This window comes from Kribbella sp. NPDC031520, assembly GCF_055580825.1.
Genome location: NZ_JBVIKS010000008.1, coordinates 114755 through 141073 on the forward strand (window position 1 = coordinate 114755; position 26319 = coordinate 141073).

Annotated in this window: 27 protein-coding genes; 5 read left to right on the top strand and 22 right to left on the bottom strand. The window is 68.6% G+C overall.

Annotation, left to right across the window (positions count from 1 at the left end):
* Window positions 1-9 precede the first annotated feature (9 nt).
* Entirely contained in the window at window positions 10-1413 is a 1404-nt protein-coding gene (locus ACZ5BU_RS34630) for a cytochrome ubiquinol oxidase subunit I (RefSeq protein ID WP_465704884.1), read from the bottom strand.
* A gap of 82 nt (window positions 1414-1495) precedes the next feature.
* Here ACZ5BU_RS34630 and ACZ5BU_RS34635 point away from each other — a divergent pair, with 82 nt between their 5' ends.
* Together ACZ5BU_RS34635 and ACZ5BU_RS34640 are read left to right on the top strand one after the other, a co-directional pair.
* On the top strand, window positions 1496-1879 hold the full coding sequence (locus ACZ5BU_RS34635; RefSeq protein ID WP_465704886.1) for a BlaI/MecI/CopY family transcriptional regulator: 384 nt from the start codon (window positions 1496-1498) through the stop codon (window positions 1877-1879).
* Entirely contained in the window at window positions 1876-2781 is a 906-nt protein-coding gene (locus tag ACZ5BU_RS34640; protein ID WP_465704888.1) for a M56 family metallopeptidase, read from the top strand. The genes ACZ5BU_RS34635 and ACZ5BU_RS34640 overlap by 4 nt, the downstream gene beginning before the upstream one ends.
* Window positions 2782-2924: 143 nt before the next feature.
* Here the strand turns inward: ACZ5BU_RS34640 and ACZ5BU_RS34645 are convergent, their stop codons facing one another.
* Genes ACZ5BU_RS34645 through ACZ5BU_RS34660 form a run of 4 tightly spaced genes read right to left on the bottom strand, consistent with a single transcriptional unit; the run spans window position 2925 to window position 5840 of the window.
* Window positions 2925-4016: a threonine aldolase family protein gene (locus ACZ5BU_RS34645; protein WP_465704890.1), complete on the bottom strand. Its 1092-nt coding sequence runs from the start codon at window positions 4014-4016 to the stop codon at window positions 2925-2927.
* Window positions 4017-4047: 31 nt separating this feature from the next.
* A complete protein-coding gene (locus ACZ5BU_RS34650) occupies window positions 4048-4743 on the bottom strand; it encodes an anti-sigma factor family protein (RefSeq protein WP_465704892.1) in 696 nt (231 codons plus the stop codon).
* Window positions 4736-5272, bottom strand: a complete 537-nt coding sequence (locus tag ACZ5BU_RS34655; protein ID WP_465704894.1) for a sigma-70 family RNA polymerase sigma factor — start codon at window positions 5270-5272, stop codon at window positions 4736-4738. The genes ACZ5BU_RS34650 and ACZ5BU_RS34655 overlap by 8 nt, the downstream gene beginning before the upstream one ends.
* Before the next feature lie 55 nt (window positions 5273-5327).
* The gene (locus ACZ5BU_RS34660) at window positions 5328-5840 is read right to left on the bottom strand and encodes a COG4315 family predicted lipoprotein (protein WP_465704896.1); all 513 of its coding nucleotides are present in this window, start codon (window positions 5838-5840) and stop codon (window positions 5328-5330) included.
* Window positions 5841-5915: 75 nt separating this feature from the next.
* On the opposite strand from ACZ5BU_RS34660, the gene ACZ5BU_RS34665 reads away from it, so the two are divergent.
* Window positions 5916-6248 (top strand): nuclear transport factor 2 family protein, encoded by a 333-nt coding sequence (locus tag ACZ5BU_RS34665; protein ID WP_465704897.1) that lies wholly within the window; start codon window positions 5916-5918, stop codon window positions 6246-6248.
* A 170-nt stretch (window positions 6249-6418) separates the two neighbouring features.
* Here the strand turns inward: ACZ5BU_RS34665 and smc are convergent, their stop codons facing one another.
* From smc to ACZ5BU_RS34715, 10 genes are all read right to left on the bottom strand, one after another.
* Window positions 6419-9976, bottom strand: a complete 3558-nt coding sequence (gene smc, locus ACZ5BU_RS34670; protein ID WP_465705167.1) for a chromosome segregation protein SMC — start codon at window positions 9974-9976, stop codon at window positions 6419-6421.
* A 273-nt stretch (window positions 9977-10249) separates the two neighbouring features.
* On the bottom strand, window positions 10250-10405 hold the full coding sequence (locus ACZ5BU_RS34675; RefSeq protein WP_238151152.1) for a hypothetical protein: 156 nt from the start codon (window positions 10403-10405) through the stop codon (window positions 10250-10252).
* A gap of 189 nt (window positions 10406-10594) precedes the next feature.
* On the bottom strand, window positions 10595-11449 hold the full coding sequence (gene mutM / locus ACZ5BU_RS34680) for a bifunctional DNA-formamidopyrimidine glycosylase/DNA-(apurinic or apyrimidinic site) lyase (protein ID WP_465704900.1): 855 nt from the start codon (window positions 11447-11449) through the stop codon (window positions 10595-10597).
* A gap of 1 nt (window position 11450) precedes the next feature.
* On the bottom strand, window positions 11451-12185 hold the full coding sequence (gene rnc / locus ACZ5BU_RS34685) for a ribonuclease III (RefSeq protein ID WP_465704902.1): 735 nt from the start codon (window positions 12183-12185) through the stop codon (window positions 11451-11453).
* A gap of 13 nt (window positions 12186-12198) precedes the next feature.
* Entirely contained in the window at window positions 12199-12390 is a 192-nt protein-coding gene (gene rpmF / locus ACZ5BU_RS34690) for a 50S ribosomal protein L32 (protein WP_130387616.1), read from the bottom strand.
* Window positions 12391-12446: 56 nt separating this feature from the next.
* Window positions 12447-12962: a YceD family protein gene (locus ACZ5BU_RS34695; RefSeq protein WP_465704904.1), complete on the bottom strand. Its 516-nt coding sequence runs from the start codon at window positions 12960-12962 to the stop codon at window positions 12447-12449.
* Window positions 12963-13090: 128 nt separating this feature from the next.
* The gene (coaD, locus tag ACZ5BU_RS34700) at window positions 13091-13561 is read right to left on the bottom strand and encodes a pantetheine-phosphate adenylyltransferase (protein ID WP_465704906.1); all 471 of its coding nucleotides are present in this window, start codon (window positions 13559-13561) and stop codon (window positions 13091-13093) included.
* Window positions 13554-14114: a 16S rRNA (guanine(966)-N(2))-methyltransferase RsmD gene (gene rsmD / locus ACZ5BU_RS34705; protein ID WP_465704908.1), complete on the bottom strand. Its 561-nt coding sequence runs from the start codon at window positions 14112-14114 to the stop codon at window positions 13554-13556. The genes coaD and rsmD overlap by 8 nt, the downstream gene beginning before the upstream one ends.
* The gene (recG, locus tag ACZ5BU_RS34710; protein ID WP_465704910.1) at window positions 14111-16348 is read right to left on the bottom strand and encodes an ATP-dependent DNA helicase RecG; all 2238 of its coding nucleotides are present in this window, start codon (window positions 16346-16348) and stop codon (window positions 14111-14113) included. The genes rsmD and recG overlap by 4 nt, the downstream gene beginning before the upstream one ends.
* Before the next feature lie 13 nt (window positions 16349-16361).
* On the bottom strand, window positions 16362-17975 hold the full coding sequence (locus ACZ5BU_RS34715; protein ID WP_465704912.1) for a DAK2 domain-containing protein: 1614 nt from the start codon (window positions 17973-17975) through the stop codon (window positions 16362-16364).
* Between the two features lie 35 nt (window positions 17976-18010).
* Here ACZ5BU_RS34715 and ACZ5BU_RS34720 point away from each other — a divergent pair, with 35 nt between their 5' ends.
* Window positions 18011-19015, top strand: coding sequence for an SAM-dependent methyltransferase (locus ACZ5BU_RS34720; protein ID WP_465704914.1), 1005 nt, complete (start codon window positions 18011-18013; stop codon window positions 19013-19015).
* Window positions 19016-19072: 57 nt separating this feature from the next.
* On the opposite strand, the gene rpmB is transcribed toward ACZ5BU_RS34720, so the two are convergent.
* The 5 genes from rpmB to ACZ5BU_RS34745 form a co-directional block, all read right to left on the bottom strand.
* Window positions 19073-19294, bottom strand: a complete 222-nt coding sequence (rpmB, locus tag ACZ5BU_RS34725) for a 50S ribosomal protein L28 (RefSeq protein WP_184830723.1) — start codon at window positions 19292-19294, stop codon at window positions 19073-19075.
* A gap of 96 nt (window positions 19295-19390) precedes the next feature.
* Complete coding sequence (locus tag ACZ5BU_RS34730) at window positions 19391-21379, bottom strand: aldo/keto reductase (RefSeq protein WP_465704917.1); 1989 nt, start codon at window positions 21377-21379, stop codon at window positions 19391-19393.
* Between the two features lie 34 nt (window positions 21380-21413).
* Window positions 21414-22241, bottom strand: a complete 828-nt coding sequence (locus ACZ5BU_RS34735) for a carbohydrate ABC transporter permease (protein ID WP_465704919.1) — start codon at window positions 22239-22241, stop codon at window positions 21414-21416.
* Complete coding sequence (locus ACZ5BU_RS34740) at window positions 22231-23259, bottom strand: carbohydrate ABC transporter permease (protein ID WP_465704921.1); 1029 nt, start codon at window positions 23257-23259, stop codon at window positions 22231-22233. Before ACZ5BU_RS34740 ends, ACZ5BU_RS34735 begins: the two co-directional genes overlap by 11 nt.
* Window positions 23260-24426 (bottom strand): ABC transporter substrate-binding protein, encoded by a 1167-nt coding sequence (locus tag ACZ5BU_RS34745; RefSeq protein WP_465704922.1) that lies wholly within the window; start codon window positions 24424-24426, stop codon window positions 23260-23262. It lies immediately after the preceding gene.
* A 228-nt stretch (window positions 24427-24654) separates the two neighbouring features.
* Here ACZ5BU_RS34745 and ACZ5BU_RS34750 point away from each other — a divergent pair, with 228 nt between their 5' ends.
* Entirely contained in the window at window positions 24655-25260 is a 606-nt protein-coding gene (locus tag ACZ5BU_RS34750; RefSeq protein ID WP_465704924.1) for an HAD family hydrolase, read from the top strand.
* Here ACZ5BU_RS34750 and ACZ5BU_RS34755 read toward each other — a convergent pair.
* On the bottom strand, window positions 25257-25982 hold the full coding sequence (locus ACZ5BU_RS34755; RefSeq protein ID WP_465704926.1) for a peptidoglycan-binding protein: 726 nt from the start codon (window positions 25980-25982) through the stop codon (window positions 25257-25259). The genes ACZ5BU_RS34750 and ACZ5BU_RS34755 overlap by 4 nt on opposite strands.
* Window positions 25979-26224 carry a hypothetical protein gene (locus tag ACZ5BU_RS34760; RefSeq protein ID WP_465704928.1) on the bottom strand — a complete coding sequence of 82 codons (246 nt, stop codon included), beginning with the start codon at window positions 26222-26224 and terminating at the stop codon, window positions 25979-25981. The genes ACZ5BU_RS34755 and ACZ5BU_RS34760 overlap by 4 nt, the downstream gene beginning before the upstream one ends.
* Window positions 26225-26319: the final 95 nt, after the last annotated feature.

The following is a 26319-nucleotide window of genomic DNA, read 5'->3' on the forward strand; positions in this document are numbered from 1 at the left end:
AGCAGCTCCTCAGTACGCGAACGACGGTGGTTTCTCGGGCTGATCCGGCGAGGGATCCGGCGGCGCGTCCGTCCCCGCCAGACCGCCCCGGATCGTGCGCAGCATCAGCTTGGTCTCGACCACCGCGAGCGCGCCGTACAGCGCGGTGAACCCGACCAGCGAGGTGATCACCTCGGCGCCGGTCGTGCCCGGCGAGACACCCGATGCCGTCGGCAACAACCCGAACACCAGCCAGGGTTGCCGCCCGGTCTCGGTGAAGATCCACCCGAAGGTGTTCGCGATCAGCGGGAGCAGCGGGAGCGGGGCCACCACCCAGATCAGCCAGTGGGCCGGCGCCCGGCCGCGGCGGGTCGTCCAGAGCAGCCACAGCGCGATCGCGGCGGACAGCATCCCGACGCCGATCATCAGCCGGAAGGTCCAGTACGCCAGCGGGATGTTCGGTTTGTACGATCCCGGACCGTACAGCTGTTCGTACGCGTCCTGCAGAGAGTTGACGCCCTTCACCTCGCCGCCGAAGTGCCCGGTGGCCAGGAACGACAGCAGGTACGGCACCTTGATCGAGAAGATCTCCTTCGACCCGTCGAGCGTGCCGACGGTGAAGACCGAGAACGACGCCGGCTTCTCGGTCTCGTACAGCGCCTCGGCCGCCGCCATCTTCATCGGCTGCACCTCGGTCATCACCTTGCCCTGCAGGTCACCGCTGATCGCGACACCGACGCTGGCCACCAGTACGACGGACGCGCCGATCTTCAGCGCCGACCGGAACACGTCCTTGTCGACGTCGGGACGACGGAGTAGATGCCACAAGGCGACACCGGCCACGAAGGCGCCGCCGACCATGAACGCCGCGAAGATCGTGTGCGGGTAGGTGACGAGTACCACCTTGTTGGTCAGCACCGCCCACAGATCAGTGAGCTCCGCGCGGCCACGGGAAGCGTTGTAGCGGAAGCCGACCGGGTGCTGCATCCAGGAGTTGGCGGCCAGGATGAAGTACGCCGACAGCTGCGTACCCAGCACGACCATCCAGATGCACCCGAGGTGGACCAGCTTGGGCAGCCGTTCCCAGCCGAAGATCCACAGGCCGATGAACGTCGACTCGAGGAAGAACGCGAGCAGACCCTCGAGCGCCAGCGGCGCACCGAACACGTCCCCGACGAACCGCGAGTAGTCGCTCCAGTTCATCCCGAACTGGAACTCCTGCACCAGGCCGGTGACCACGCCCATCGCGATGTTGATCAGGAACAGCTTCCCGTAGAACTTCGTCAGCCGGAGGTACTTCTCCTTCCCGGTCCGGTACCACGCCGTCTGCAGGCCGGCCGTGATCGCGACCAGCGAGATCGTCACCGGCACGAAGAAGAAGTGGTACACGGTGGTGATCGCGAACTGCCACCGCGCCAGGTCCAGGGTGTCCATCGGAAGGCCTCCCAGCCCATCTACGACGTTACGTAGTAGATGGTAGCGCACATCTACTACGACCTGTAGTTATACTGGCCACGTGGCGAGTGAGGAGAAGGGACCGCGCCCACTGGGTGACCTGGAACGCCTGGTGATGGAACAGCTCTGGGCGGCCACGGCCGCGCTGACCGTGCGTGAGGTGCACGAGCAGCTGTCCCGTACGCGCGAGCTCGCGTACACCACCGTGATGACCGTGCTGGACCGGCTGGCGAAGAAGAAGCTGACCGAGCGCGAGCGCGACGGCAAGGCCTGGCGCTACCGCGCCGCCGCACCACGCGAGGAACTCGCCGCAGACCTCATGCGGGACGCCCTGGACCGTGCCGGTGACCGCCGCGAGGCCCTGGTCCGTTTCGTGGGCCAGGTCACCGAGGAAGAGGCTGCTCTGCTCCGCGACGCTCTGTCCCGGTTGGACGAGCAGGGGTGACTCCCCCGGTCCTGCTGGCCGTCCTGGCGCTGGTACTCACCGGCCCGGCTCCGGCTCTGCTGGCACGTTCCAACTGGCCGTACCGGGTCCCTCGTGCCGCGGTCATCCTCTGGCAGGCAATCGCGCTGGCCGCAGTACTCGCTGCACTCGGAGCAGGCATCTCCTTGTCGTACTGGATCGCCGGACGGCCCGGTCAGCCGCGGTTCGACCCGTCGTCGCCGCGGGACCTGCTGGCCGCACTGATCCTCGCCATGGTCGCCCTGGTCGTCGTACGGCTGCTGTGGGCCGAAGGACGCGTCGCAGTCGGCACGCGCGCCCGGCGCAAGCGGCACCGCGATCTGGTCGACGTACTGGCCACACCGGACGGGCTGATCCCAGGGCTGCGCGTACTGGCCGAGGAGACACCGCTGGCGTACTGCCTACCTGCTTTGCGTGGAGCCCGCGTGGTCGTCTCTGTCGGCGCACTGGACCGCCTGGACGACAGCGAGCTCAAGGCAGTGCTGGCACACGAGCAGGCCCACCTACGCGCACGACACGACCTCGTACTCGAGGAGTTCACCGCACTGCACCACGCGTTCCCCCGCTGGGTGCGGAGCGACGTAGCGCTCGAGCAGGCACGCACGCTGGTGGAGCTGCTCGCAGACGACGACGCCCGCCGCCGCAACGGAGCACGACCTCTCGCGCGCGCACTGGTCGCGCTGGCGGGAGCACCCGCGCCGGAGGCGGCACTGGCCGCAGCCAAGTCCGCCACGGTGCTGCGGGTCGAACGCTTGGCAGGCCCCGCCGGCAACGAGCGTGCCTTGTCCGCCGTCACCTACGCGAGCGCGGCCGCACTGCTCATCCTGCCCACGATCACCGTCGCGGCCCCGATCGTGAAAGCCATCGTTGACGCGGTCAGCTAACTCGACTAGCCGAAATGTTTACCCTCGCCCCGTGCGACGGCCAGGAGCACGAGCCCCGACAGAACCAACAGAACAACCATGGTGACGACGAATGTCAGCACTTCTCTCCCCGGATCCCCACACCTGACACAGTGCTGACGTGCTCAGCGCGGCAGAAGTTCCCCGAACGCCTTGACGATTTCGTCGACCTGCCAATCGAGCGTCGCCGGCGTCGTCACGAACTCGACCCACGACCACCCCGGTACGTCGGCCTGCATCCACGGACCGCACAACGACTCACGGGTCCGTTCCATCCGCTCGACCGCGGCCAGCTCGATCGCCTCGGCCGCGCGCGGCGCGTAGACCCGGAACGAGTTCGTCTGCGGCGGCTCCGGGAAGACCCGGAATCCCTCGCTCTGCAAGGACATCGCGACCTCGACGGCCCGCTGGTGCAGGTCGTCCATCAGCGGAAGCACGGTCCGCAGGCCGTTCCGCGCCGACACGGCGTACGGGAAGAGCGAGAACAGGTTGCCGCCGAACCGGCGCTGCCACCGGCGTACCTCGGCGATCACGTCCTCGGGTCCCGCGAGGGCGGCACCGCTGATACCGCCGAGGATCTTGTAGAACGACACGTACACGGTCGACGCCAGCGCACCGATCTCCGCGAGGCTGTGGCCGAGGTACGGCGTGCTCTCCCAGAGGCGGGCGCCGTCGAGGTGCAGCGGTACGCCGCGCTTGGCGCACGAGTCGGAGAAAACGACGAGCTCGTCCCACGTCGGCAGTACGAAGCCGGCGTCGCGCAACGGCAGCTCCAGCGTCACCGCGGCCAGCTTGCCGGGGATCGCGGCCAGCTCGTCCGGGCGCGGCTGGCGCGGCTCCGACGTCAACCGCTCGATGCGGAGGTGGTGTACCTCTTCCAGGGCGTTCAGCTCGTGGACGAGCAGGTGGGCCAGCCCGTGTACTGCGACCCGGCCGGTGCCCGCGCGATCCGCGTACACCCGTAGTACTGCCTGCTGGGCCATGATGCCGGTCGGGAGGAACACTGCAGCCGGCTTGCCGAGTAGCTCGGCCACCTCCTGCTCCAGTGCGGCTACCTCGCCACCGTTGCCGTAGACATCTACCTGGTCGTCGGTGACCGCCTCCGCGAGCTGCCGCAACCGGTCAGCTGCCGGCAGCCGCCGGTTGGACAGCCAGCGCTCGCAGTGGTCCGCCGCGTTCTTCCGACGCTCTCGCAGGTCCTCGGAGGTAGTAGCCACAGCTCCATCCTCTCCTGTCCTGCAACCCCGTTCAGATGGTGGCTGTGACCAGATGCTTTCCCTGCACCGTTCTGATCTCCACAGAACGCACCTCGTTCAGCGGGATCAGTACGCCGCCGCCGAACGTGCTCCCGTTCTTCGCGGCCTTCTCCGACACCTGCCAGCTACCCGCGACCCACGTGTACCCGTCGTTGTTGGTAACGACCATCTCGCACTGGTCTCCGGCCTGAAGACCGCTCAGCTGGACCTGTACCCAGCTCCAGCCCGGCCTTGGCTCCACAGTCGCTGTCATCCGCGTACCGGTGTTGGTGTCCACGGTGCTGACCTGCTTGGACCCTGCGACCGGCAGGTCGTCGTTGGGAACTGTCGACCGTCCTAGTACGACGCCACCGCCTAGCGCGCCGGCGACAACGACGGCCGCAGCGGCTATCAACAGCCACCTCGAACGGCGCTTGACAGGAGGCGCTGAGGACTCTGAGGGCTCTGCGGGCTCGGAGCGGACCGCACGCAGCGTCCGCTGCAGCATCAGCTCGCCGTCCTCCGGCGGTCCGTCCAGGAAGGCCTCTGGCGGCACCTCTCCCAGCAGGTCCCTCAGCTCGGCCAGCTCGGCGACCTCCGCCCTGCACTCCGCACAGGTGGCCAGGTGCTCCTCGACCTCGGCTACGTCAGCCGGCTCCAGCGCACCCAGGACATAGGCGCCCAGCTGCGTACGGTCATGCTCACTCATGGGACACCTCCTCCTCGGACTTCTCTGCCAACACCGCGCGCAGAGCTCGGAGGGCGTAGTACGAACGCGATTTCACGGTACCGGGCGGAACACCCAGCTCCTTCGCAGCCTCTGCCACGGACCGGCCGCGGTAGTACAGCTGCACCAGTACTTCACGGTGCTCGGGCGACACCTGGTCCAGCGCCGCCATCACCACCATGGTGTTCACCACGGACTCGGAGTGGTCCAGCTCGATCGGTGGCCGGTCCACTACGTCGGCCACCTCGGCCGGGCGGGCCGCCCGGGCCCGGGCGCGGTCGGTGACCAGGTTCCGCGCGACGGTCAGCAACCAGCCCCGCACCGACCCCTTCCCGGTGGCCAGGTCGTCGGCGTGTTTCCACGCCCGCAGCAGCGTCTCCTGTACGACGTCCTCGGCCGCGGCCCGGTCGCCGGTCAGGCGGGTCGCGTACGCGAGCAGGCTGCGCCCGTGCTCGGCGTACAGCGCGCGAATCAAGGTCTCGGCGTCGCGCCGCCCCGGGGTCTCACCCACCGACCGCACGATACCGGGATCTGCGCGCACCGACACCACGACGGCACAGGTCCGATCAGTAACCGTTGCCATTACCGGAGTCACCGGACTGGGTGGTGACCTTCTTACCGTCCGCACCAACCGCCCACCACACGCCGCCGAACGCCTGGCCCTTGGCCTGGCCGGCCTGGGTGTCCTGCGCGAACAGGTACAGCGGCAAGCCGTTGATGGCCAGCTGCTTGCTGCCGTCCGACCTGGTGATCGAACTGACCAGCGAGGCGTCGATACCGGTCAGCTGCGGAGAACCGGACCCGGCCGCCACCGCCGGCCACTGGGCCAGACAGCCACCTTCGCAGGTGGACTTGCCCTTGCTGTCCTTGTCGAACACGTAGACCGTCCGTCCATTGCCATCGACAACAACCTTGCCGAGGTCGCCGACGGTCGCGGTCGCGAGCTTCGCCGTACCACCGGACGCGGCCGGTGCCGGTGCCGAACTCGACCCTGAGCCGTAGCCGTTCCCGCCACCGCAGGCAGTCAAGCCGGCCAGGCCCAGCACCACCACACCCATCACGCTGGCCGCACGCTTCATGACAGCCTCCTCGGTCGAGCGACATCACCCGACACACGTACGGAGCGCCCGATCGGTTCAACTATCGTCGGAAACATGAGCCAGGAGATCCCCCCGGCCGTCCAGCGTGCCCTGGACGCCATCGACGCCATCGACGCCCTCGACAACGACGCCTTCATCGCGGCCTTCGCCGCCGACGGCTACGTCGACGACTGGGGCCGCGAGTTCCGCGGCCCGGACCAGATCCGCACCTGGAGCACGAACGAGCTGATCGGCAAACAAGCCACCTTCACCAACACCGAGGTAACCACCCCCGGCAACCCCCTGACCATCCGCACCCAAGTAGGCGGCAACGGCTTCAACGGCCCCTCCCACTTCACCTTCGCCGTCAGAGCCGACACACTCGCCTCGATGACGATCACCGCCTGACATCGCCGCCGACACCGGCCCGAGCAGCCTCAGCCTGGCTCGATCGTGACAACTTTGAGAAGCCACCAACCATTCTGCGCACCCGTGCCTGGTTGGTGGCTTCTCAAAGTTGGGCTTGACCGTGTCCCGGTGGGCGGCGTTGAGGGGCGGCGTGGGGGCGGCGGGTGCGGCTAGACAGGTTCGGGTTCGCGGATTCGTTGGGAGATTACGGCGGAGACGCCGTCGCCGCGCATGGTGACGCCGTAGAGGGCGTCGGCTACCTCCATGGTGCGCTTCTGGTGGGTGATGACCAGGAGCTGGCTGTTCTCGCGGAGTTCTTCGTAGATCTCCAGGAGGCGGCCGAGGTTGGTGTCGTCGAGGGCGGCTTCCACCTCGTCGAGGATGTAGAACGGCGACGGGCGGGCCTTGAACAGGGCGACCAGGAAGGCGACCGCGACCAGTGAGCGCTCACCGCCGGAGAGCAGGGAGAGGCGCTTGACCTTCTTGCCCGGCGGGCGGGCCTCGACGTCGATACCGGTGGCGAGCATGTCGGACGGGTCGGTCAGCACCAGGCGGCCCTCACCGCCGGGGAACAGCCGGCTGAAGACGTGCTCGAACGCGATCTCGACGTCCCGGTACGCCTCGGTGAAGACCTGCTCGACCCGCTCGTCGACCTCCTTGACGATGTCCATCAGGTCGCGGCGGGACTTCTTCAGGTCGTCGAGCTGCTCGGACAGGAAGCGGTGCCGCTCCTCCATCGCCTCGAACTCCTCGAGCGCCAGCGGGTTGATCTTGCCGAGCTGGTTCAGCGCCCGCTCGGCCTGCTTCAGCCGCTTCTCGACCTTGGTCCGGTTGAACGGCTCACTCTCGAGCTCGGCCGGGTCCTCGCCGTCCTTGGGCAGCGGCGGCACCAGCTGGTCAGGTCCGTACTCCGCGACCAGCGCGTCGACCTCGATGCCGAGCTCGCCCAGCGCCTTCTCGTACAACGCCTCGAGCCGCATCTTCTGCTCGGCGCGCGCCAGCGCGTCCCGGTGCACGGTGTTGGTCAGCTGCTCCAGCTCGGAGCTCAGGTTCCGGGTCGCGGACCGCGCCTGCGCGAGCGCCTGCTCCCGGTCCGCCCGCTGCGCCTGGATCGCGGCCCGCTCGGACGCCGCCAGCTGCAACGAGGACTCCAGCCGCGCCAGCACGTGACCAGCCGCCAGGTGTACGGCGTTCGCCGCCTCGGCCTGCCGCGCCCGCCGAGCCGCCCGCGCGATCGACCGCGCCCGCGCCTCCCGCTCCTGCCGCGCCGCCCGCTCCAGCGAGTCCGCGCGGCCGGACAGCGCCCGCGCCCGCTCCTCGGTGGTCCGCAGCGCCAGCCGCGCCTCCATCTCGGCCGCCCGCCCCGCCTTGGCCGCCTCGGCCAGCCGGTCGCGTTCCGAGGTGTCGGGCTCGTCGCCCTCCTCGTCGAACGCCTCGGCGTCCATCAGCCGCTCTTCCAGCTCGGCCAGGCCGGACAGGTTCTTGTCCCGCTCCGCCTCGGCCGCCGCGATCGCCTCGGCCATCCGCTCGGCCTCACCACGCGACGCCTTCGCCAGCGAGCCGAAGTGCCCGAGCTGTTCGGCCACGGCCGCCATCGACGCGTCCGACTCGTGCAGCCGGGCCAGCGTGATCTCGACGGACTCCTTCTGCCGGGCGCGCTCGTCCTCCATCGCCTGCAGCTCGAACCGCAGCCGCTCGCTCCGCGCCGTCGCCTCGGTGAGCTTCTCCGCCGCCTCGTCGACCGCGGACTGCACCTCGATCAGGCTCGGCGCCGCGTCCGACCCGCCGTACGCGAAGTGCGCCCCCAGTACGTCGCCCACCCGCGTCGTACACGTGACGTCGGGCAGGTTCCGGAGCAGCGATCGCGCCGCGTTCACGTCGTCGACGACCGCGACCTTGCGCAGCAGCCGGCGCAGCGCGGGCCGCAGCGTCTCGGGGCATTCGACGACATCCACGGCGTACGAGGCGCCGTACGGCAGCACCGGCCACATCGCGTAGTCGTCGGCCGGGGCGTCGCCGAGCAGCATCCCGGCGCGGCCGAGGTCGTGCTCCTTGAGGTGGCCGACCGCGTGCAGCGCCGCGTCGGTGTGGGTGACGGCGACCGCGTCCGCAGCCTCGCCGAGCGCGGCCGCGATGGCGGTCTCGTACCCGGGGCGGACGCTCAGCAGCGCCGCGACCGACCCCATCAGGCCGTTGATCTGCTCGGACGCGGCCAGCAGCGCGCCGGCGCCGTCCTTGCGGTTCAGGCCGAGCTCGAGGGCTTCCTTCCGCGCGGCCAGACCGGTGCGCTCACGCTCGGCGTCGCGCTCCTCGGCCCGCAGCTTGGTGAGCCGCTCATCCAGCTCGTCGAGAACGGCCTGCGCCGCCTCGTACTCCTCGTCGAGGCCCCTTTCACCGGCGTCCAGGCCGGCCACCTGGGTCTCCAGCGCGGTGAAGTCGTGCTGCGCCTTCGCCGCCCGCTCCTCCGCCTCGCGGCGGTTGGTCGCCAGCCGGCCGATCTCGGACTCGGCGGCGGCCGCGCGGCTCTTCAGCGCGTTCACCTGGCCGGTCAGCCGGGCCAGGCCCTCGCGGCGGTCGGCGGCGGCCCGGATCAGCGCGGAGATCCGGCGCTCCTCCTCGGCCTCCTGCGCCTCCAACTGCTGGCGCCGCTCGACGGACTCGGCGAGCAGCTCCGAATGTGCCTCGACCTCGGCCTCGATCTGCGCCTCGGTCTCGCGCACCCGGGCCGCCTCCAGCTCAAGCTCCTCCGGGTCGCGGCCCGGCCGCGGCTCCTCGGCCTCGTCGTTCAGCGAACGGATCCGGTCCGCCGCGATCCGCGCCGTCCCCTTGATCTTCTCCCCGAAGCCGGACAGCTGGTACCAGGTGTCCTGGGCGGCCTGCAGCGCCGGGGCGTCCTCGCGGAGCGCGTCCTCCAGCTCCGCCTCCAGCTCCCGGGCCTCGCGCAGCTTGGTCTCGATCTCGGTACGGCGTTCGGTCAGCAGGGCCTCGTCGCGCAGCTCGGCCTCCAGCGCGGACTGGGCCTGGACGATGTCGTCGGCGAGCAGCCGGGCGCGGCCGTCCCGGACCTCGGCCTGGATCGTCACCGCCCGGCGCGCCACCTCCGCCTGGCGCCCGAGCGGCTTCAGCTGGCGGCGGATCTCGGTGATCAGGTCGCCGAGCCGGTGCAGGTTGCCCTCGGTGGCCTCCAGCTTCCGGATCGCCTTTTCCTTGCGTTTGCGGTGCTTCAGGACGCCGGCCGCCTCCTCGACGAACCCGCGGCGGCCTTCCGGCGTGGCCCGCAGGATCGAGTCCAGCTGACCCTGGCCGACGATGACGTGCATCTCGCGGCCGATACCGGAGTCGCTGAGCAGCTCCTGGACGTCGAGCAGCCGGCAGTTCTGGCCGTTGATCTGGTAGTCGGACCCGCCGTTGCGGAACATCGTCCGGCTGATCGTCACCTCGGCGTACTCGATCGGCAGCGCGCCGTCGGTGTTGTCGATGGAGAGGACGACCTCGGCGCGGCCGAGCGGCGAGCGCCCGGAGGTGCCGGCGAAGATGACGTCCTCCATCTTGCCGCCACGCAGCGACTTCGCGCCCTGCTCACCCATCACCCAGGCCAGTGCGTCGACGACGTTCGACTTGCCGGAGCCGTTGGGTCCGACGATGCAGGTGATGCCTGGTTCGAAGTTCATCGTCGTCGCGGACGCGAACGACTTGAAACCCCGGAGCGTCATGCTCTTCAGGTACAAGGCGAAGGTCTCCAACCCGTGAAAGGACAGACGGTACCTAAGGAACCGCCGTAGCTGTTCGTCACGCTGCCGCTACCCGGGGGAAGGTGTTCCGCTTCGCAGTCTACAAAGAGATCCCTGCGATCCCGCGGAGGCCGAGCCGTTCAGAGCCGTTCAGGGATGGCCGGCGAAAGCTCTGGGAGCACAACATTCGGTGAACATACAACCGGCGGAGGCCCGGACGGGGGCCACCGCCGTGTTTTGTGCAGACGGTAAAGATGTACCTCTTGTGCGTCAGACCGAGGCTGGGGTGCGCAGAGCCTCGTCGACGGTGAGCAACCGACCCTCGTGGATCTGAGCCACCAGGTGGTCGTTCTCAGCCTGGAGCCGCATCACGTGCGCCTCCAGATCGGCGACACGCCGGTTGAGCAGACGAACCTGCTCCAGCATGCGCGGGTCAGTGCCTCCAAGATGCCCTAGAAGAGCCTTGGCCATTGTGCTGTCCTCCGGAAGGGTTCTGGCCGGGCGCGCTCCGCTGTCTGGTCATACGGGAGCGCCGAAAAGTTGTGCCGTCTTTCAGGGTGACACCGGCGGGGCCGACGGGTCAACCTGGGCCACATTTGTTAACGATACCTCGGTTCACCAGCGAACATGCCGTGGGACGGGCTGACATTTCGGGCAGCGGTACGAAGAACGGTTCATGAACGGCTCGCGACGGATCGGCCGGCCGTCCCGCGGACACGGCGATCCCTCCTGCCCGTAGACGTTGAGGCCGCGCTCGAAGTACCCGGATTCGCCGTTCACGTTGACGTACAGCGCGTCGAAGCTGGTGCCACCAACGTTCAGGGCCTCGGCCATCACGTCGTGGGCGTGGCCGAGGATTCCCCTTATCTGTAAGGGTTTCAGCGTTTCTGTGGCCCGGGCGTAGTGCAGCTTGGCCCGCCACAACGTCTCGTCGGCGTAGATGTTGCCGATCCCGCTGACCGCAGTCTGGTCCAGCAACGCCCGTTTGAGGCCGGTCCGCCGGCGCCGGAGCTTGGTGACCACCTCGTCCGGATCGAACAGAGGATCGAACGGGTCGCGGGCGATGTGCGCGATCTCGGCGGGCAGCTCCGCGCCGCCCTCGGAGTACGACAGACCACCGAACATCCGCTGGTCCACAAAACGGACCTCTCCGAGGTCGTCCGCAAAGCGGAACCGGACCCGGAGATGCGGCTCGTCCGGCGCGCCGACCGGCTGGACCCGGAACTGGCCGCTCATCCCGAGGTGCGTCAGCACGGCGTCACCGGACGTGAGCGGCAGCCACAGGTACTTCCCGCGCCGGGCAGGCTCGGCGAACACCTGGCCCTTGAGCCGGGACACGAAGTCCTCCGGCCCGGCGGCGTGCCGCCGTACCGGGCGGGGGTGCAGTACCTCGACGGTCTCGACGGTCCGTCCGGTGAGGAACTCGGCCAGACCCCGCCGGACAACTTCTACCTCAGGAAGCTCAGGCACCTCAGGGCTGCTGGGAAGGATCCACGCTGTCCGGATGCGCGGCGCGCAGGGCCTTCCAGGCGGTCTCGGCGGCCTGCTGCTCGGCTTCCTTCTTGCTCCGGCCGATGCCGTGCCCGTAGGTGTCGGCCCCGATCCGGACCCGCGCCTCGAACGTCTTCGCGTGGTCCGGCCCGGACTCCGCGATCACGTACTCCGGGACGCCGACACCGAGCTGGGCGACCAGCTCCTGCAGCGACGTCTTCCAGTCCAGGCCGGCGCCGAGCCGGGCCGACGACTCCATCAGCTCGTCGAACAGCCGGTGCACCACCCCACCCGCGACCTCGAAGCCGCGGTCCAGGTAGACGGCGCCGATCAGCGCCTCGACGCAGTCGGCGAGGATCGAGGACTTGTCCCGACCACCGGTGGCCTCTTCGCCGCGGCCGAGCCGCAGGTACTTGCCGAGCTTGAGCTCGCGGGCGACCCCCGCGAGCGCACGCATGTTGACCACCGCGGCCCGGAGCTTGGCCAAGCGGCCCTCACTCAGGTCCGGGTGGTTCCGGAACAGCGACTCCGTGACGATGACGCCGAGCACGGAGTCCCCGAGGAACTCCAGCCGCTCGTTCGTCGGCAGCCCACCGTTCTCGTACGCGTACGAGCGGTGGGTGAAGGCGTGCTCCAGCAAATTGTCAGCCAGCGATACGCCGAGCCGCTGATTCAGCTCGGCGTAGAGCCCCGTTTCGTTGACCGAAGAATTCACTGACTGGTGCCGTTTAGCTCTCGACGACCTGGCGACGCTCGCCCTTGGCGCCGTACTGGCCGCAGTTCGGGCAGACGGTGTGCTGCAGGTGCTTCGCGCGGCAGGCGGGGTTCACGCAGGTCACCAGCGACGGGGCAGTGGTCTTCCACTGGGCCCGACGGCTGCGGGTGTTGCTGCGCGACATCTTCCGCTTCGGAACGGCCACGGTTACGGACTCCTCGGTTTCACAGGCTGGTCGGACCCGCCAGTTGGTTGGTGAATCTAGTTGTTCTGCTCGTCCTGCTCGCGCAGGTTGCCGAGGGCGGCCCAGCGGGGGTCGATCCGTTCCTCGTGCGTGTGGCCGGGCTCGTCCGCCAGGCGTACCCCGCACTCGGGGCACAGACCCGGACAGTCGTCCGTACACAGCGGCTGGAACGGCAGTGCGAGCACCACCTGGTCCCTCAGCACCGGCTCGAGGTCGATCAGATCGCCCTCCATCCGGCTGGCCTCGTCCGGCTCGGCGTCGCTCTCCGGGTAGACGTACAGTTCCTGGACGTCAGCGAGGAACTCGTCCTCGATATCGACCAGGCACCGCGCGCACTCCCCGACCAGCCGGCCACTGGCCGTTCCGGTGACGAGCACCCCTTCGACCACCGATTCCAGCCGTAGATCGAACTGGATCGGATCGCCTTCGGGGACGCCGATCACGTCGATTCCGAGATCTGCCGGCGCCGGCGCCGTGAAGGTGACTTCGCGTTGGGACCCGGCGCGGCGTGTCAGCTCGTGCGTGTCGATCACGAGTGGGGACCGCGGGTCCAAGACGCTCAGAGCAACCCTTTCAGGCGTGGGCAGGCAAGATCTCGGTCTCGTCGAGACCGGTTGTCAAGACTACCAACTCCGCGGCTTAGCGCCCAATCCGGGGCAGCCTAGAGCGTGTTCAGTAACCGAGCGTGAACAGCAGGCGTCACGAACGTGCTGACGTCGCCACCGAGCCGGGCGATCTCCTTGACCCAGCTGGAGGAGATGAACGCGTGCTCCGGCGCGGTCGGGAAGAACAGGGTGTCCACCCCGGTCATCCGCCGGTTCAGCTGCGCCATCTGCAGCTCGTAGTCGTAGTCGGCGGCCGAGCGCAGGCCCTTCACGATCACGCCGGCGCCCTCGGCCCGGCAGTAGTCGACCACCAGCCCCTCGAAGGAGCCGACGCGGACGTTCGGGAACGGCTCGACCAGCTCGGTGAGCATGTCGATCCGCTCCTGCGGCCCGAACAGCCGGTTCTTCGACTGGTTCACCCCGGTCGCGACGATCAGCTCGTCGAACGCGGCCGCCGCCCGGGTGACGATGTCGAGATGCCCGACGGTGGGCGGGTCGAAGGTCCCTGGAAAGACCGCCTTAGCCATGCCGGTGACCGTACCAAAGGCGTGCCTCGCCGTACTTTCGATCCCGCAGCGCCACGAACCCCTCCGGCCACTCCCACGGCTCACGCTTCCCGCGCTCGACCACGATCACCGCGTCGTCCGCGAGCCACCCGCTGGCGGCCAGGTCGGTCAGTACGTCCTGCAGCTCGGCGGTCTCCAGCTTGTACGGCGGATCCGCGAACACCAGGTCGAACACGGCCGGAGCGTCACTCGCAGTGACCTTCTCGACCGGCCGGGTCAGCAACTTCGCGCCCGGGAGGTCCACCACCTTGATGTTCGCCGCGATCACGTCGGCCGCCCGCCGGTCCGACTCCACCAGTACGGCGGTCGCGGCACCACGGGACAGCGCCTCCAGCCCGATCGCGCCGGAACCGGCGTACAGATCGAGCACCGCCAGCCCGTCGAAGCTGCCGAACTCCGACTCCAGCGACGAGAACAACGCCTCCCGCACCCGATCCGCCGTCGGCCGCGTCCCACTCCCCGGCGGTACGCCGATCCGCCGCCCACCGGCCGCTCCGCCGACAATGCGCGTCACGTCTTCTCCAGGTATTCAGTGGTCTCGGACGCGAGCGCATCCTGGACGACGGCCAGCAGGGCCGGGAACTCGGACAGGGCCGGATCCACTCCGACGATCCCGGTCGCGACGTGCCGGGCCGCGAGGATCACATCCTCGTCGCGGAGCACGCTCAACAGCTTCAGGCTCGACCGGCGCCCGGACTGCGCCACGCCGAGCACGTCGCCCTCGCGCCGTGTCTCCAGGTCGATCCGGGACAGCTCGAACCCGTCCGTCGTCGACGCGACCGCCTCCAGCCGTCCGTACGACCTCGACCCCGCCCACAGGTCCGTGACCAGCAGACACAGCCCCGGGATCTTGCCCCGCCCGACCCGCCCGCGCAACTGGTGCAGCTGCGAGATGCCGAACCGGTCGGCGTCCATGATCACCATCGTCGAGGCGTTCGGTACGTCGACACCGACCTCGATCACCGTGGTCGCGATCAGTACGTCGATCTCGCCGGCCGCGAACCGGGACATCACCGCGTCCTTCTCGTCGGCCGGCAGCCGCCCGTGCAGGATCTCGACGCGCAGGTCGTGCAGGATCTCCGCGAGTGCGTCGTACACCTGCAGGACCGAGATCGGCGGCCGGGCCTGCTTCTTCCCGCCCTCGTCGGTCTCGAGGAGTTCGCCCTCCTCGTCCTTCGCGTTCTTGACGTCGTCGCCGATCCGCGGGCAGACGACGTACACGTGGTGCCCCTTGCCGACCTCCTCGCGGACCCGGGCCCAGGCGCGCTGCAGCCAGTCCGGCCGTTCCTTCGCCGGTACGACGGACGACTGGATCGGCGACCGCCCCGCCGGCAGCTGGGTCAGCGTCGACACCGCCAGGTCGCCGAACACCGTCATCGCGACCGTCCGCGGGATCGGCGTCGCGGTCATCACCAGCACGTGCGGCGTGTTCTCGCCGGACTTCGCGCTCAGCGCCGCCCGCTGCTCGACCCCGAACCGGTGCTGCTCGTCGACGACCACCAGCCCGAGATCCGCGAACTGGACCTTGTCCTCCAGCAGCGCGTGCGTCCCGACCACGATCCCGGCGGCGCCGCTGGCCGCGTCGAGCATCGCCGTACGACGGGATGCCGCGTTCAGCGAACCGGTCAGCAGGCCGATCTTCGTCGCGTTCTCCGCGCCGCCGAGCATGCCCTGCTCGGCCAGTTCGCCGAGCATCTTCGTGAGCGTCTTGTGGTGCTGCACCGCGAGCACCTCGGTCGGCGCGAGCAGCGCGGCCTGGCCGCCGTTGTCGACCACGGACAGCATCGCCCGCAGCGCGACCACGGTCTTGCCGGAGCCGACCTCGCCCTGCAGCAGCCGGTGCATCGGATGCGGGCGGGCGAGATCCGCGAAGATCTCCTCCCCCACCTCGGTCTGCCCCTCGGTCAGCTCGAACGGCAGCCGCTGGTCGAAGTCGTCGAGCAGCCCGCCCTGGACGCGCGGTCGCGGCACCGCCTTCAGCGCGTCGGTGACCGCGCGGCGCTGGGCGAGGATCGTCTGCATCACCAGCGCTTCCTCGAACCGGAACCGCCGCTGCGCGTCGTCGATGTCCTTCTCGGTGTCCGGCAGATGCACCTTCTGCAGGGCGTCCCGGAGCCCGAGCAGTTTCTCGTTCTGCAGCACCAGGTCCGGGACCGGGTCGTCGATCCGGTCGTCCAGGCTGTCCAGCACGATCTTCACCGACCGCTCGATCGTTGCGGTCGGCAACTTACCGGTCGCCGGGTAGAGCGGGCGGAACGGCCGCGCCCGGCGCTCGATCTCGGCCTCGGTGAGGTCCTCGGAGTCGAGCACCTCGGTGCCGGGATTCTTCAGCTGCATGATGTCGCGGAACATCGTCACCTCGCCCCAGAACAGGGCCGAGGTGCCAGGCGTCAGCTTCGTCAGCAGCCAGGGCTGGTTGAAGAACGCCGCCTCCAGGTCGTTGCGGCCGTCGGTGACCACGACCTTGGTGATCGTCCGGCGCTTGCGGAACTTGTGCACCTCGTCGGGCTTGATCTCGACCTTGCTGTCCAGCGAGCGGGCGGTGACCTTCTTCACCCGGCCGTTCACGGTCGCCTGGTCGCCGACCTCGAGCTCGTCGAACGGCGTCAGCTCGCCCTTCTTCAGGTACCGCCGCGGGTAGTGCCGCAGCAGCTCGCCGACGGTCTCGATCTCGAGCACCTCGGCAAAGGTCTTGGCTGTCTTGGCACCGAGGAAGTCGCGAAGCTTCCTCTCCATGTCAGCCATCATTTCAACAACACCGTTATTCCACCCCGATCAGCAACGGGTACCTGTCCTGCCCTCCGTCGTACACCATCACGTCGACATCTTTGCGGTGCCGCCGCACGTGCCGCTCGACGGCGGCTGCCAACTCGGGGTCCGCGTCCTTGCCGGTGACGATCGTCAACAGCTCGCCGCCGCCACCGAGCAGCCGGTCGACCACGCCGTACGCCGCGGACTCCAGATCGTCGGTGATCAACGCGAAGTCCCCGTCGACCACCCCGAGCGCGTCGCCGATCCGGCACCGGCCGGCCATCGTCCAGGCGTCCTTGACCGCGATCGTGACCGCACCGTGGCGGGTCTGCCCGGCGGCGGCTGAGAGTTGTACGACATCGTCGTCGAAGGAGCGTTCCGGGTCGTGCACGGCGACCGCGGCGAGTCCCTGGACCTGCGCGCGGGTCGGGATCACCGCGACCCGGATCCCGTCCTGGCGGGCGGCGGTCGCGGCGGCCTCGGCGACCGCGATCGAGTCCGAGTCGTTCGGCAGAATCACGATCTCGGGGGCCTTCGACTGTTCGATCGCCTGCAGCAGTTCACCGGTCGAGCACCGCCGGCCGGGACCGCCGCGGATGATCCGGGCGCCGGCCTCGGTGAACAGGTCGCCCAGCCCATCGCCGGCGACCACCGCGATCACCGCGCGACCCGGCGCCGGTTCGTGGTGGTGCGCCTGGTCGGCGAAGTGCGTGACGCGGATCCGGTGCGGGCGGCCGATGTCGATACCGTGCTCGATCGCGGCGCCGACGTCGTCGGTGTGGACGTGCACGTTCCACAACCCGTCGCCGCCGACCACGACGACCGAGTCGCCGAGTGCGTCCAGGCCCTGCCGGAAGTCCCCGATCTTGTCGTCGGCAGCGTCCAGCAGGTACATCACCTCGTACGCCGGACCGTCCTGGCTGACCGTGTCCTCGCCCTGCGGTTCGACGCGCGCCGGTACGTCGACGCGTACGTAACGGCCGGTGAGGACGGACTCCATCGCGCCGAGGATCACCACCAGGCCGGCTCCCCCGGCGTCGACGACACCCGCGCGCCGCAGTACGTCCAGCTGCTCCGTCGTCTTCGTGAGCGCCTGGCGGGCGGAGGCGACCGCGGCGAGGCAGACGTCGGCGAGCGACTTGCCGTCGTTCGCGGCGGTCATCGCGCCGGTCGCCGCGGCCCGGGCGACGGTCAGCATCGTCCCCTCGACCGGCTGTGCGACCGCGCCGTACGCGGCGTCGGCGGCGTACCGGAGGGCGTCGGCGAAGGCGGCGGCCTCGCTCATCGGCGGATCGGCCAGAACGCCACCGACCCGGTCCCGCGGGAGGTTCTCGTTCAGGCGGAGGCCGCAGGCGCGGATCAGCTGGGAGGTGATCACGCCGGAGTTCCCGCGGGCGCCGAGCAGGGCGCCCCGGCCGAACGCCTGGATCGCCTCGGTGAAGGTCAGCTCACCCTTCGGCAGCGCGTCGCAGGCGGCCTCCCAGGTCAGGTAGAGGTTCGTACCGGTGTCGCCGTCCGGTACCGGGTACACGTTCAGCTCGTCGATCCCGGTTCGCGCCCGGGCCAGCTCGGCCAGCGCGGTCCGGGCCCAGGCGCGCAGCACCTCAACGGTCAGTTCCTCCACGCCCGGAAGGTTAGTAGGTCCGCTTACCATGTGCTGTGCCTCGCTCCATCTTGTTCTCGTTCGCCGCCGACAGCTACCGCTACGCGGTCCGCGAGATCCGCGAGGTCTTCCCGGGTGAGCACAGGTTCGAACGGCTCGGCGCGGAGCTGGCCCGGCTGGCCGACAGCGCCGTACCGGTCGAGGAGTTCGCGGCCGCGTGCGACGACGGCCGGATCATGTTCGTCCGGCACCTCACGGTCGAGGTCGCGGGCTACCCGCTGGACGACCTTCCCACCGAACCCGAGCTGGCCACCACCCTGCTGGACGAGCTTCCGGCCAGGTCGGTGTCGGTGCAGACCTGGATCGACGACGCCGGTACCGGCAGCCACTACCGCCGCCTGATCGCCGACGCCTTGGCCACCCGTGGGGTACGGCCCGAGCTCTCCGGGCAGGCCGTCGTCGTGTCCGGGGTCGTCGCCGGCAAGCAGCTGCTGCTGGCCGTCAACCGGCTCGCGGACAGCTTGTCGGACTGGCCGGGTGGGCGGATGCGGTTGGCCCGTGGGGAGGACCGGGTGTCCCGGTCGGAGTTCAAGCTGGAGGAGGCCATCGCCATCTTCGGGCTGGACCTGCCCGAAGGCGGGAAGGCGGTCGACCTGGGCGCCTCGCCGGGTGGCTGGACGCGGATCCTGCGGCAGCACGGGCAGGAGGTCTGGTCGGTCGACCCCGGTTCGCTGGACCCGCGGCTGCGGTCCGACCGGCGGATCCATCACGAGGCGACCACCGCCGGGCGGTTCTTCGCGGGCAACCGGGTCCGGTTCGACGTGGTGGTGAACGACATGCGAATGGACCAGGTGACCAGCGCCCGGATGATGCTCGATGCGGCCGCCCACCTACGCCGCGGCGGCCTCGCGATCGTCACCCTCAAGGGCGGCGGCAAGAACCCGCTCGACGGCGCCCGCCGCGGTATCGAGGTCCTCCGCGAGCAGTACGACGTACTCCACGCCCGCCAGCTGCACCACAACCGCAACGAGATCACGGTCGTCGCCCGCAAACACGAATAAGCGCCCGGGGGTAAGCCCCGGGCGCCTGTTCGAAAGCCCTACACGGAGGAAGCTGGGTCAGCCGACGACGCGCTGGACCTTGCCGGCCTTGATGCAGGACGTGCAGACCTTCATGCGGGTCGGGGTGCCCTTGATGATGGCCCGGACCGGCTGGATGTTGGGGTTGAAACGGCGGGGCGTACGAGCCTTGACCCGCCGGATCATCGCGCCCTTACCCAGGCGGGCAACGCTGTTGCCGAACGTCGGCTGCTTGCCGCAGACATCGCACTTCTTAGACATGATTCTCCGTGTTCAGGGTCGTGACTCCGACAGATCATGTTACATGGCTGTCAGCACACGACCAATTCGGCTGCCAAGGCCCATTCAAGCGCTCGGTCAGGCAGTGAGATAGGCCACTTCGTCCTCGGTCAGCGTCACCGAAAGGCCCGGTGTCGAGGTCCGCGTCTCGCTCACGTGCCGCGGCCCGATCAGCGGGAACACCGGGTACGGCTGGTGCAGCAGCCAGGCCAGGGCGATCGCCGTCGGCTCCACACCCTTCGCTGCCGCGAGCTCCCGCGCACGGTCCAGCCGGCGGAAGTTCTCGTCGGAGTAGAAGCAACGTACGAGCTCCTGGTCCGACGTGTCCTCCGGCTTGGCCCGCCCGGTGAAGAACCCGCGCGCCTGGCTCGACCACGGGAACAGCGCGACCTGCCGCTCCCGCAACCACGCCTGCGACTCGTCGTCGGCCACGTGCCGGCAGCCGGCCCACGGTACGTCGTACGCCCGCGCGAGGCTGAGGTGGTTGCTCAGCAGCGTGAACGGCTGCTTGCTGTTCGCCTCGGCGTACGCGTTCGCCTCGTCGAAGCGCGCGGTGGACCAGTTCGACCCGCCGTACGCCTTGATCCGGCCGGCCTTGAAGTGCTCGTCCAGTACGTCGACGAACTCCGACACCGGGATGTCCTCGTTGTCCCGGTGCATGAAGTACAGGTCGACGTGGTCGGTCTGCAGCCGCTCGAGGCTCTCGTGCAGCTGCCGCGTGAGCGACTCGGGATCGCAGTACGGCGTGTGCGCGCCCTTCCCGATCACCACGACGTCGTCGCGGTTGCCGCGCGACGTCATCCACTGCCCGAGCAGCTTCTCGCCCCGCCCGCCGCCGTAGATGTACGCCGTGTCGAACGTCGTACCGCCGCGCTCGACGAAGTCGTCGAAGATCACCGCGGCGTGTGGCAGCGTCTGCTGGTTGTCCACGCCCATCACCAGGCGGGACACCTGCTTGTCGACGCCCGGCACGTGGCCGTACGTCATCGGGGCGTCGGCGCGCTTGGCCAGCGGCCGACCGGTCGCGGTCGGCACGATCGCGTCGTCCCGCTCGCTCGCGTACTGCTGGCCGATCGCGGCCCGCCACTGGTCCTGCACGGTCAGGTTGCCGAGCGTGTCCGCCCAGCTCATCTCCGGTGCCTCCTTCGCACCGGAAGCGATCGCCGCCTGCACCGCCTCTGCCTCCGCGGTGTAGATCAGGGCCGGTTCCGCGGAGATGTCCCGCGGCTCCTCTCCGACCCGGTGCAGGGTGACGTGCGTCGGCTTGCCGTCGCCGCCGAACCACGGGTCCTCGACCACGAGGAACCCCTCGCTGCCGAAGATCCGGACCTGGTTCTGGTCCGACAGCCGGACGCCGGTGCTGAGCTGCGCGGTGATGCCACCGTCGAAGAACAGCGTCGCCACCGTCCACTCGTCGGCACCGGTCTCGCCGACGTGGCCGACCGCGTTCACGGCGGCCGGGTCGGCGTACGGCTGCCCGGTCGCCGCGCCGGCGATCAGCCGGGCCATCGAGACCGGGTACCCGCCGACGTCGAGGATGCCGCCGCCGGCCAGCTCGTCGGCGAAGATCCGGCTCTCCGGCCGGTACCCGGCCGCGAACGCGAACGTCGCCTGGATCTGGTGGACGGTACCGATCTCGCCGTCGCGGACCAGCTGGGCGATCAGCTTGGTCTGCGGCAGGCACCGGTACATGTACGCCTCCATCAGGAAGACGTCGTTGCGGACCGCGGCCTCGATCATCGCCTCGGCCCAGGCCCGGTTGATCGCCAGCGGCTTCTCGCACAGTACGTGCTTGCCCGCCTCGGCCGCCTTGATCGCCCACTCGACGTGCATCGGGTGCGGCGTCGCGATGTACACCGCCTCGACCGACGGGTCGGCGAGCAGGTCGTCGTACGACGCGTGCCGGTTGGCGATGTCCCACTTGTCGGCGAACGTGTTCGCCGACTCGATGGACCGGCTGCCGACGGCGACGACCTCGTTGGTCTTCGAGGTCGGCACCTGGCTGGCGAACCGGGATGCGATGTTGCCGGTGCCGATGATGCCCCAGCGGAGCTTGTGGTCAGTCAAAGGAGATCCCGTGGTTGGTCTTGTGGGTTTCAGGTCAGAACTTCATGGCGCCTGCCGCCAGGTCGGCGATGAACGAACGCGCGCCGATCAGGAAGACGCCGATCAGGGGGATGACACTCATCAACGCACCGGCCATCACCATCGAGTAGTCGGTGCCGTAGATGCCGTTCAGCTGGTCGAGGGCGACCTGCAGGGTGAGCCGGTTCGGGTCCGTCATCACGATCAGCGGCCACAGGTAGTCGTTCCAGACATTGATGAAGGTGAAGATACCGAGGAAGGCCAGGCCCGGCCGGAGCACCGGCAGACCGACGGTCAGGTACTGCCGGAAGAAGCCGGCGCCGTCGACCTTGGCGGCCGCGATCAGCTCGTCCGGGATCGCGCCCTTGGCGTACTGGCGCATCCAGAAGATGCCGAACGCGTTCGCCGCGCCCGGGATGATCAGGGCCTTCAGCGACCCGATCCAGCCGAGCTGCGCGAGCACCACGAACTGCGGTACCAGCGACAGCTGGGTCGGGATCATGAACGTCGCGAGCAGGATGCCGAACAGCAGGTTCCGGCCCGGGAACTGGTACTTCGCGAACGCGAACGCGGCCAGTGAGTCGAAGAACAGCACCAGGACCGTCACGCCGAGCGACGCGATCAGCGTGAGCAGCATCGAGCCGAAGAAGTCGATGTTGTCCAGCACCTTGCCCATGTTCTCGAACAGGTGCGAGCCGATCAGCAGCTTCGGCGGGTAGCTGAAGATGTCCGGCGTGGTGTTGGAGGCCATCACGACCATCCAGTAGAACGGGAACAGCGAGACCAGCACGCCGAACATCAGCACGATGTGACCGACGGCGGTGCGCATGCGCTCAATGGACATCTGCGGCCTCCCTCTTGGCATTCTGGGCTGCGATCCGGCGTTCCACCCGTCGGGCGGCGCGTCGGGTCAGGCGTTCGTCGTCGTTGCCGCCGATCAGCCGCCAGTTGACGATGCTGAACAGCACGATCAGGATGAACAGCGCCCAGCCGACCGCGGCGCCGTACCCGAACTGGTTCTTGATGAACGCGCTCTGGTACAGGTACGAGACGATCGTCAGGCCGGCGTCGCCCGGACCGCCGATGTTGCTGGTGTCGCCGAACAGCACTCGCGACTCGGTGAAGATCTGCAGCCCGCCGATCGTCGAGGTGACCGCGGTGAACAGGATCACCGGCCGCATCATCGGCACTGTGATCCGCCAGAACGTCTGCCGCGAGCTGGCGCCGTCCACCTTGGCGGCCTCGTACACGTCCTGCGAGATCGCCTGCAGGCCGGCCAGGTAGATGATCGCGTTGTAGCCGACCCAGCGCCAGGTGACGATCGTGGCGATCGCGATCTTGATCCCCCACGGCGAGGTCAGCCATTCGACCTGGCCGCCGCCGATCGACTTCAGGAACGCGTTCAGCAGGCCGAAGTTGTTGCTGAAGATCGAGCCGAACACCAGGGTGATCGCGACCACCGAGGTGACGTTCGGGATGAAGTACGCGATCCGGTAGAAGGTCCGGAACCGGGTCGCGTTGTGCAGCGCGTTGGCGATCACCAGCGCGAGCAGCAGCATCGGGACCGTGGACAGCACCCAGATGATCAGCGTATTGCCGATCGTCTTCCAGAACGTCGCGTCGGTGAGCAGGTAGTGGTACTGCTCGAGCCCGACCCACTTCATCTGGCCGATGCCGTCCCAGGAGTGGAACGAGATCCAGATCGAGAACAGCACCGGGAACGCGCCGAAGATCGCGAACAGGATGAAGAACGGCGCGACCGCGGTGTACTGCGGCAACGCCTGCCAGTACTTGTTCGGCGGCTTCTCCGTCGTCGCGGTGGCCGTGATCGCGGCCGGGGCCGCCTTGCTGGTGACCGCCATTCAGATCGCCCCCGCTCGGCTGAGTTCACGCTGGATCTGCTGCTGGGCATCGGACCAGGCCTGGTCCGGGTTCTTGCCGGCCGCCTCGATGTTCACCAGCTCGGAGCTGATCGGGGTGTCGATGATGCTGTCGTACGGCGAGAAGTAGGCGCCCGGGTACTTCTTCGCGGAGTCCGCGAACACGTCGACGATCTTCTGGCCGCCGAAGAACGGATCCGGAGCGGACAGCTTCGGATCCGTGTAACTCGCCGGCGTGGACGGGAACAGCACCGGGTCCAGGAACGCCTGGGCCTGGTTCTTCGCCGACTCGAGCCAGCTGATGAACGCGAACGCCGCCTGCGGGTTCTTGCAGTACTTCGTGATCGCCAGGAACGACCCGCCCTTGTTGCCGGCGCCACCAGGAGCCGCCGTGACCCGCCAGAGTCCCTTGGTCTTCGGCGCGGCGTTCTTCGGCCCGAGCTGAGCCCACCAGACGGCGCCGTTGTAGGCGACCAGCTTGCCGTTGGTGACGACGGCGTTCTTGTCGCTCGAGTTCTGCGCGTTCGCCGACAGACCCTCCTTCACCACGCGGACGGCCAGGTCGAACGACTGCCGCACGTGGTCCTGGTCGCCGATGTACTGCCCGTCCCGCGTCATGTACTTCTTCGGCAGCTGGGCCATCCGGTAGCCGTAGATGCTCGTGATGTTGTCGGTGATCGACGAGCCCGGAACGGCCTGGTTGAGCTTCTTGCCGAGCGCGATGAAGGCGTCCCAGTCCGGGGCAAGTCCGGCGACGGCGGCCGGATCGATGTCGATGCCGGCCTTGGTGAAGACGTCCGTACGGTAGAACAGCGCGGTCGGGCCGGTGTCCATCGGATACGCCATCATCTTGCCCTGCGGAGTGATCCCCCACTTCCACTTCCAGGGCAGGAAGTCCTTCTCCAGGTCCTTGGCGCCGAGTTCGTTCAGGTCGTGGAACTGGTCCGCGTTCGGGAAGTAGGTGGCGACGTCGTCGTTGATCGCGACGATGTCCGGGACCAGGGACTTGCCGGCCAAGGCGGTCAGCACCTTGGTCTTGTAGTTCGAGCCGATCCGGGTCATCGCGAGCTTCATCCCCTCGTACCCGGGGACGGCCTTCTCCGCCTGGCCGATCAGGTCGTCGTTGACGGATCCGACCCATGTCCACATACTGAGCTCGTTCTTTCCGCCCAGTGAACTCACAGATCCACAGCCGGTGAGACCGGCGGCGGCCGCGGCGGTGCCGGCCGCGAGAAACTTCCTTCTACTCAGGGTCATTAGCCTCACCTGGCGCTTTCTGTTGGTTTTCGCCGGAAGGTGTCCACATATGTTTACGTAGCCACCTAGGTAAGCGCATACCGACTGAACCGGTCAAGGGCGGGATGACAAGATGGCGTCATGAGCTCACGCGCCGTCCTCTTCGATGCCGACGGAGTTCTCCAGCGGCCCACGTTCGACTGGTGGACCCGTCTCGGGTCGCTGGTGCCGAGCGACGGGGAGGCTTTCGTGGCCGAGCTGATGGCCGCGGAGAAGCCGTCGCTGGTCGGCAAGGGCGACTTCCGGGACGCGCTCGCCGGCGTGCTGCGGCGGTGGAACTCGACCGCATCCGTGGACGAGGCGATCGAGCCGTGGAGCTGGTTCGTCGCGGAGCCCGAGGTGGTCGAGCTGATCCAGAAGCTGCGGGCGGCCGGCGTCGAGTGCCACCTGGCCACCAACCAGCACAGCTACCGGCGGGCGATCATGCAGGACGAGCGCGGGTACGGCGCGTGGTTCGACCGGACGTTCTACTCGTGCGACCTCGGCCTCGCGAAACCGGATCCGGCGTACTTCCGGGCGATCCTCGGCGTGATCGGTCTGCCGGCGCACGACGTACTGTTCGTCGACGACAACGCGGCCAACGTGGCGGGCGCTTCGGGCGTCGGTCTGCGGGCGGAGCTGTACGACCTGTCGGCCGGCGTACCGGCCCTGGTTGAGCTGTTACGCCGGCACGACCTTCCTGTTTAGGTACGCGGGACCTTCAGCTTGTCCCAGCTCTCCTTGCCGGGGAGGCCGTCGGCGTCGGCGCCGTGGAAGTGGAGCTTCTGCTGCCAGGCGGAGTACGACTTGACGTCGCCGGTCCCCCAGACGTCCTTGTCCGTCTGGGTCTCGTACCTGTCGCAGTCGACCGCGACCAGCCGTTCGTGCATCGCGGAGATGATCGGGCTCTTCCTCCCGGCGACGAAGAACGACCGGCCCGGGAACGTCACGAACCCGGTGCGTGGCTCGCTCGAGTGCACGTACGCCGGCCGCCCGTACCCGGCGATCCAGTCCGACATCCGCACGTGCCGGTCGCACTTGTCGGAGTAGTTGCCCTCGATCGTGTAGACCTTCGAGCCGCTGACGCCGGTGACCAGGCCGACGTGGTCGATCGCCGACTTCAGGTCCGTACCGCCCCAGTCGAAGAACACGATGTCGCCGCGCTGGATCCCCTTGACGTCCACGTGCCACTGGTCGTGCTTCTTGAACTCGTGGGCGTGTGCGGTGGTCAGCGCGAAGAAGCCGCCGAACGTCACCGCTTTCTCGTTGCCCGAGTGCCAGGCCCAGAACGTGATCGACGCGTCGCACCACGGAAAGTTCCCGCTGAACGCGTCGCCGTTGTGCTCGCGGTACCACTTCTGGATGTGGTTCGGCTCGCCGAGACCGAGGTCCGCCTCGGCAATGCTGACCATGTCCTCGACGCCGCTCATGACCCGTCCCCCCGATACTCCTCGGCACCGGTCTCCTGGTCGCCGGCCGGTGGCACCCGGCCGTAGCCGCCGTCCGCGGCCGGCCCGAACTCGGCCTCCAGTTCGCCCGGCTCGTCCTCGACCTGATGGTCGAAGGTCGGCTCCACGAGCAGTTGCGCCTGCTCTTCCTGCGACATGTCGTCGGGCACTTGGTCCAACTGGTCCAGTGACGGCCGCCGGGCGGCCCGCACGTTGTCTGCCATCCGAACAACTTCCCCTCAAGACGCTGCGCCCCCCAGGTCTCGAAGCTTCATCCTCCTCCGCCCTCACAGCTCGCGGAAGCGCCCGGCGATCAGGA

Excerpts from the sequence above, each read along its gene's own strand:
- ACZ5BU_RS34630 (WP_465704884.1), bottom strand. The coding sequence starts at position 1,413 with ATGGACACCCTGGACCTGGCGCGGTGGCAGTTCGCGATCACCACCGTG.
- ACZ5BU_RS34650 (WP_465704892.1), bottom strand. The coding sequence starts at position 4,743 with ATGAGTGAGCATGACCGTACGCAGCTGGGCGCCTATGTCCTGGGTGCG.
- ACZ5BU_RS34660 (WP_465704896.1), bottom strand. The coding sequence starts at position 5,840 with ATGAAGCGTGCGGCCAGCGTGATGGGTGTGGTGGTGCTGGGCCTGGCC.
- ACZ5BU_RS34665 (WP_465704897.1), top strand. The coding sequence starts at position 5,916 with ATGAGCCAGGAGATCCCCCCGGCCGTCCAGCGTGCCCTGGACGCCATC.
- ACZ5BU_RS34675 (WP_238151152.1), bottom strand. The coding sequence starts at position 10,405 with ATGCTGGAGCAGGTTCGTCTGCTCAACCGGCGTGTCGCCGATCTGGAG.
- coaD (WP_465704906.1), bottom strand. The coding sequence starts at position 13,561 with ATGGCTAAGGCGGTCTTTCCAGGGACCTTCGACCCGCCCACCGTCGGG.
- recG (WP_465704910.1), bottom strand. The coding sequence starts at position 16,348 with ATGATGGCTGACATGGAGAGGAAGCTTCGCGACTTCCTCGGTGCCAAG.
- rpmB (WP_184830723.1), bottom strand. The coding sequence starts at position 19,294 with ATGTCTAAGAAGTGCGATGTCTGCGGCAAGCAGCCGACGTTCGGCAAC.
- ACZ5BU_RS34735 (WP_465704919.1), bottom strand. The coding sequence starts at position 22,241 with ATGTCCATTGAGCGCATGCGCACCGCCGTCGGTCACATCGTGCTGATG.
- ACZ5BU_RS34740 (WP_465704921.1), bottom strand. The coding sequence starts at position 23,259 with ATGGCGGTCACCAGCAAGGCGGCCCCGGCCGCGATCACGGCCACCGCG.
- ACZ5BU_RS34745 (WP_465704922.1), bottom strand. The coding sequence starts at position 24,426 with ATGTGGACATGGGTCGGATCCGTCAACGACGACCTGATCGGCCAGGCG.
- ACZ5BU_RS34750 (WP_465704924.1), top strand. The coding sequence starts at position 24,655 with ATGAGCTCACGCGCCGTCCTCTTCGATGCCGACGGAGTTCTCCAGCGG.
- ACZ5BU_RS34755 (WP_465704926.1), bottom strand. The coding sequence starts at position 25,982 with ATGAGCGGCGTCGAGGACATGGTCAGCATTGCCGAGGCGGACCTCGGT.
- ACZ5BU_RS34760 (WP_465704928.1), bottom strand. The coding sequence starts at position 26,224 with ATGGCAGACAACGTGCGGGCCGCCCGGCGGCCGTCACTGGACCAGTTG.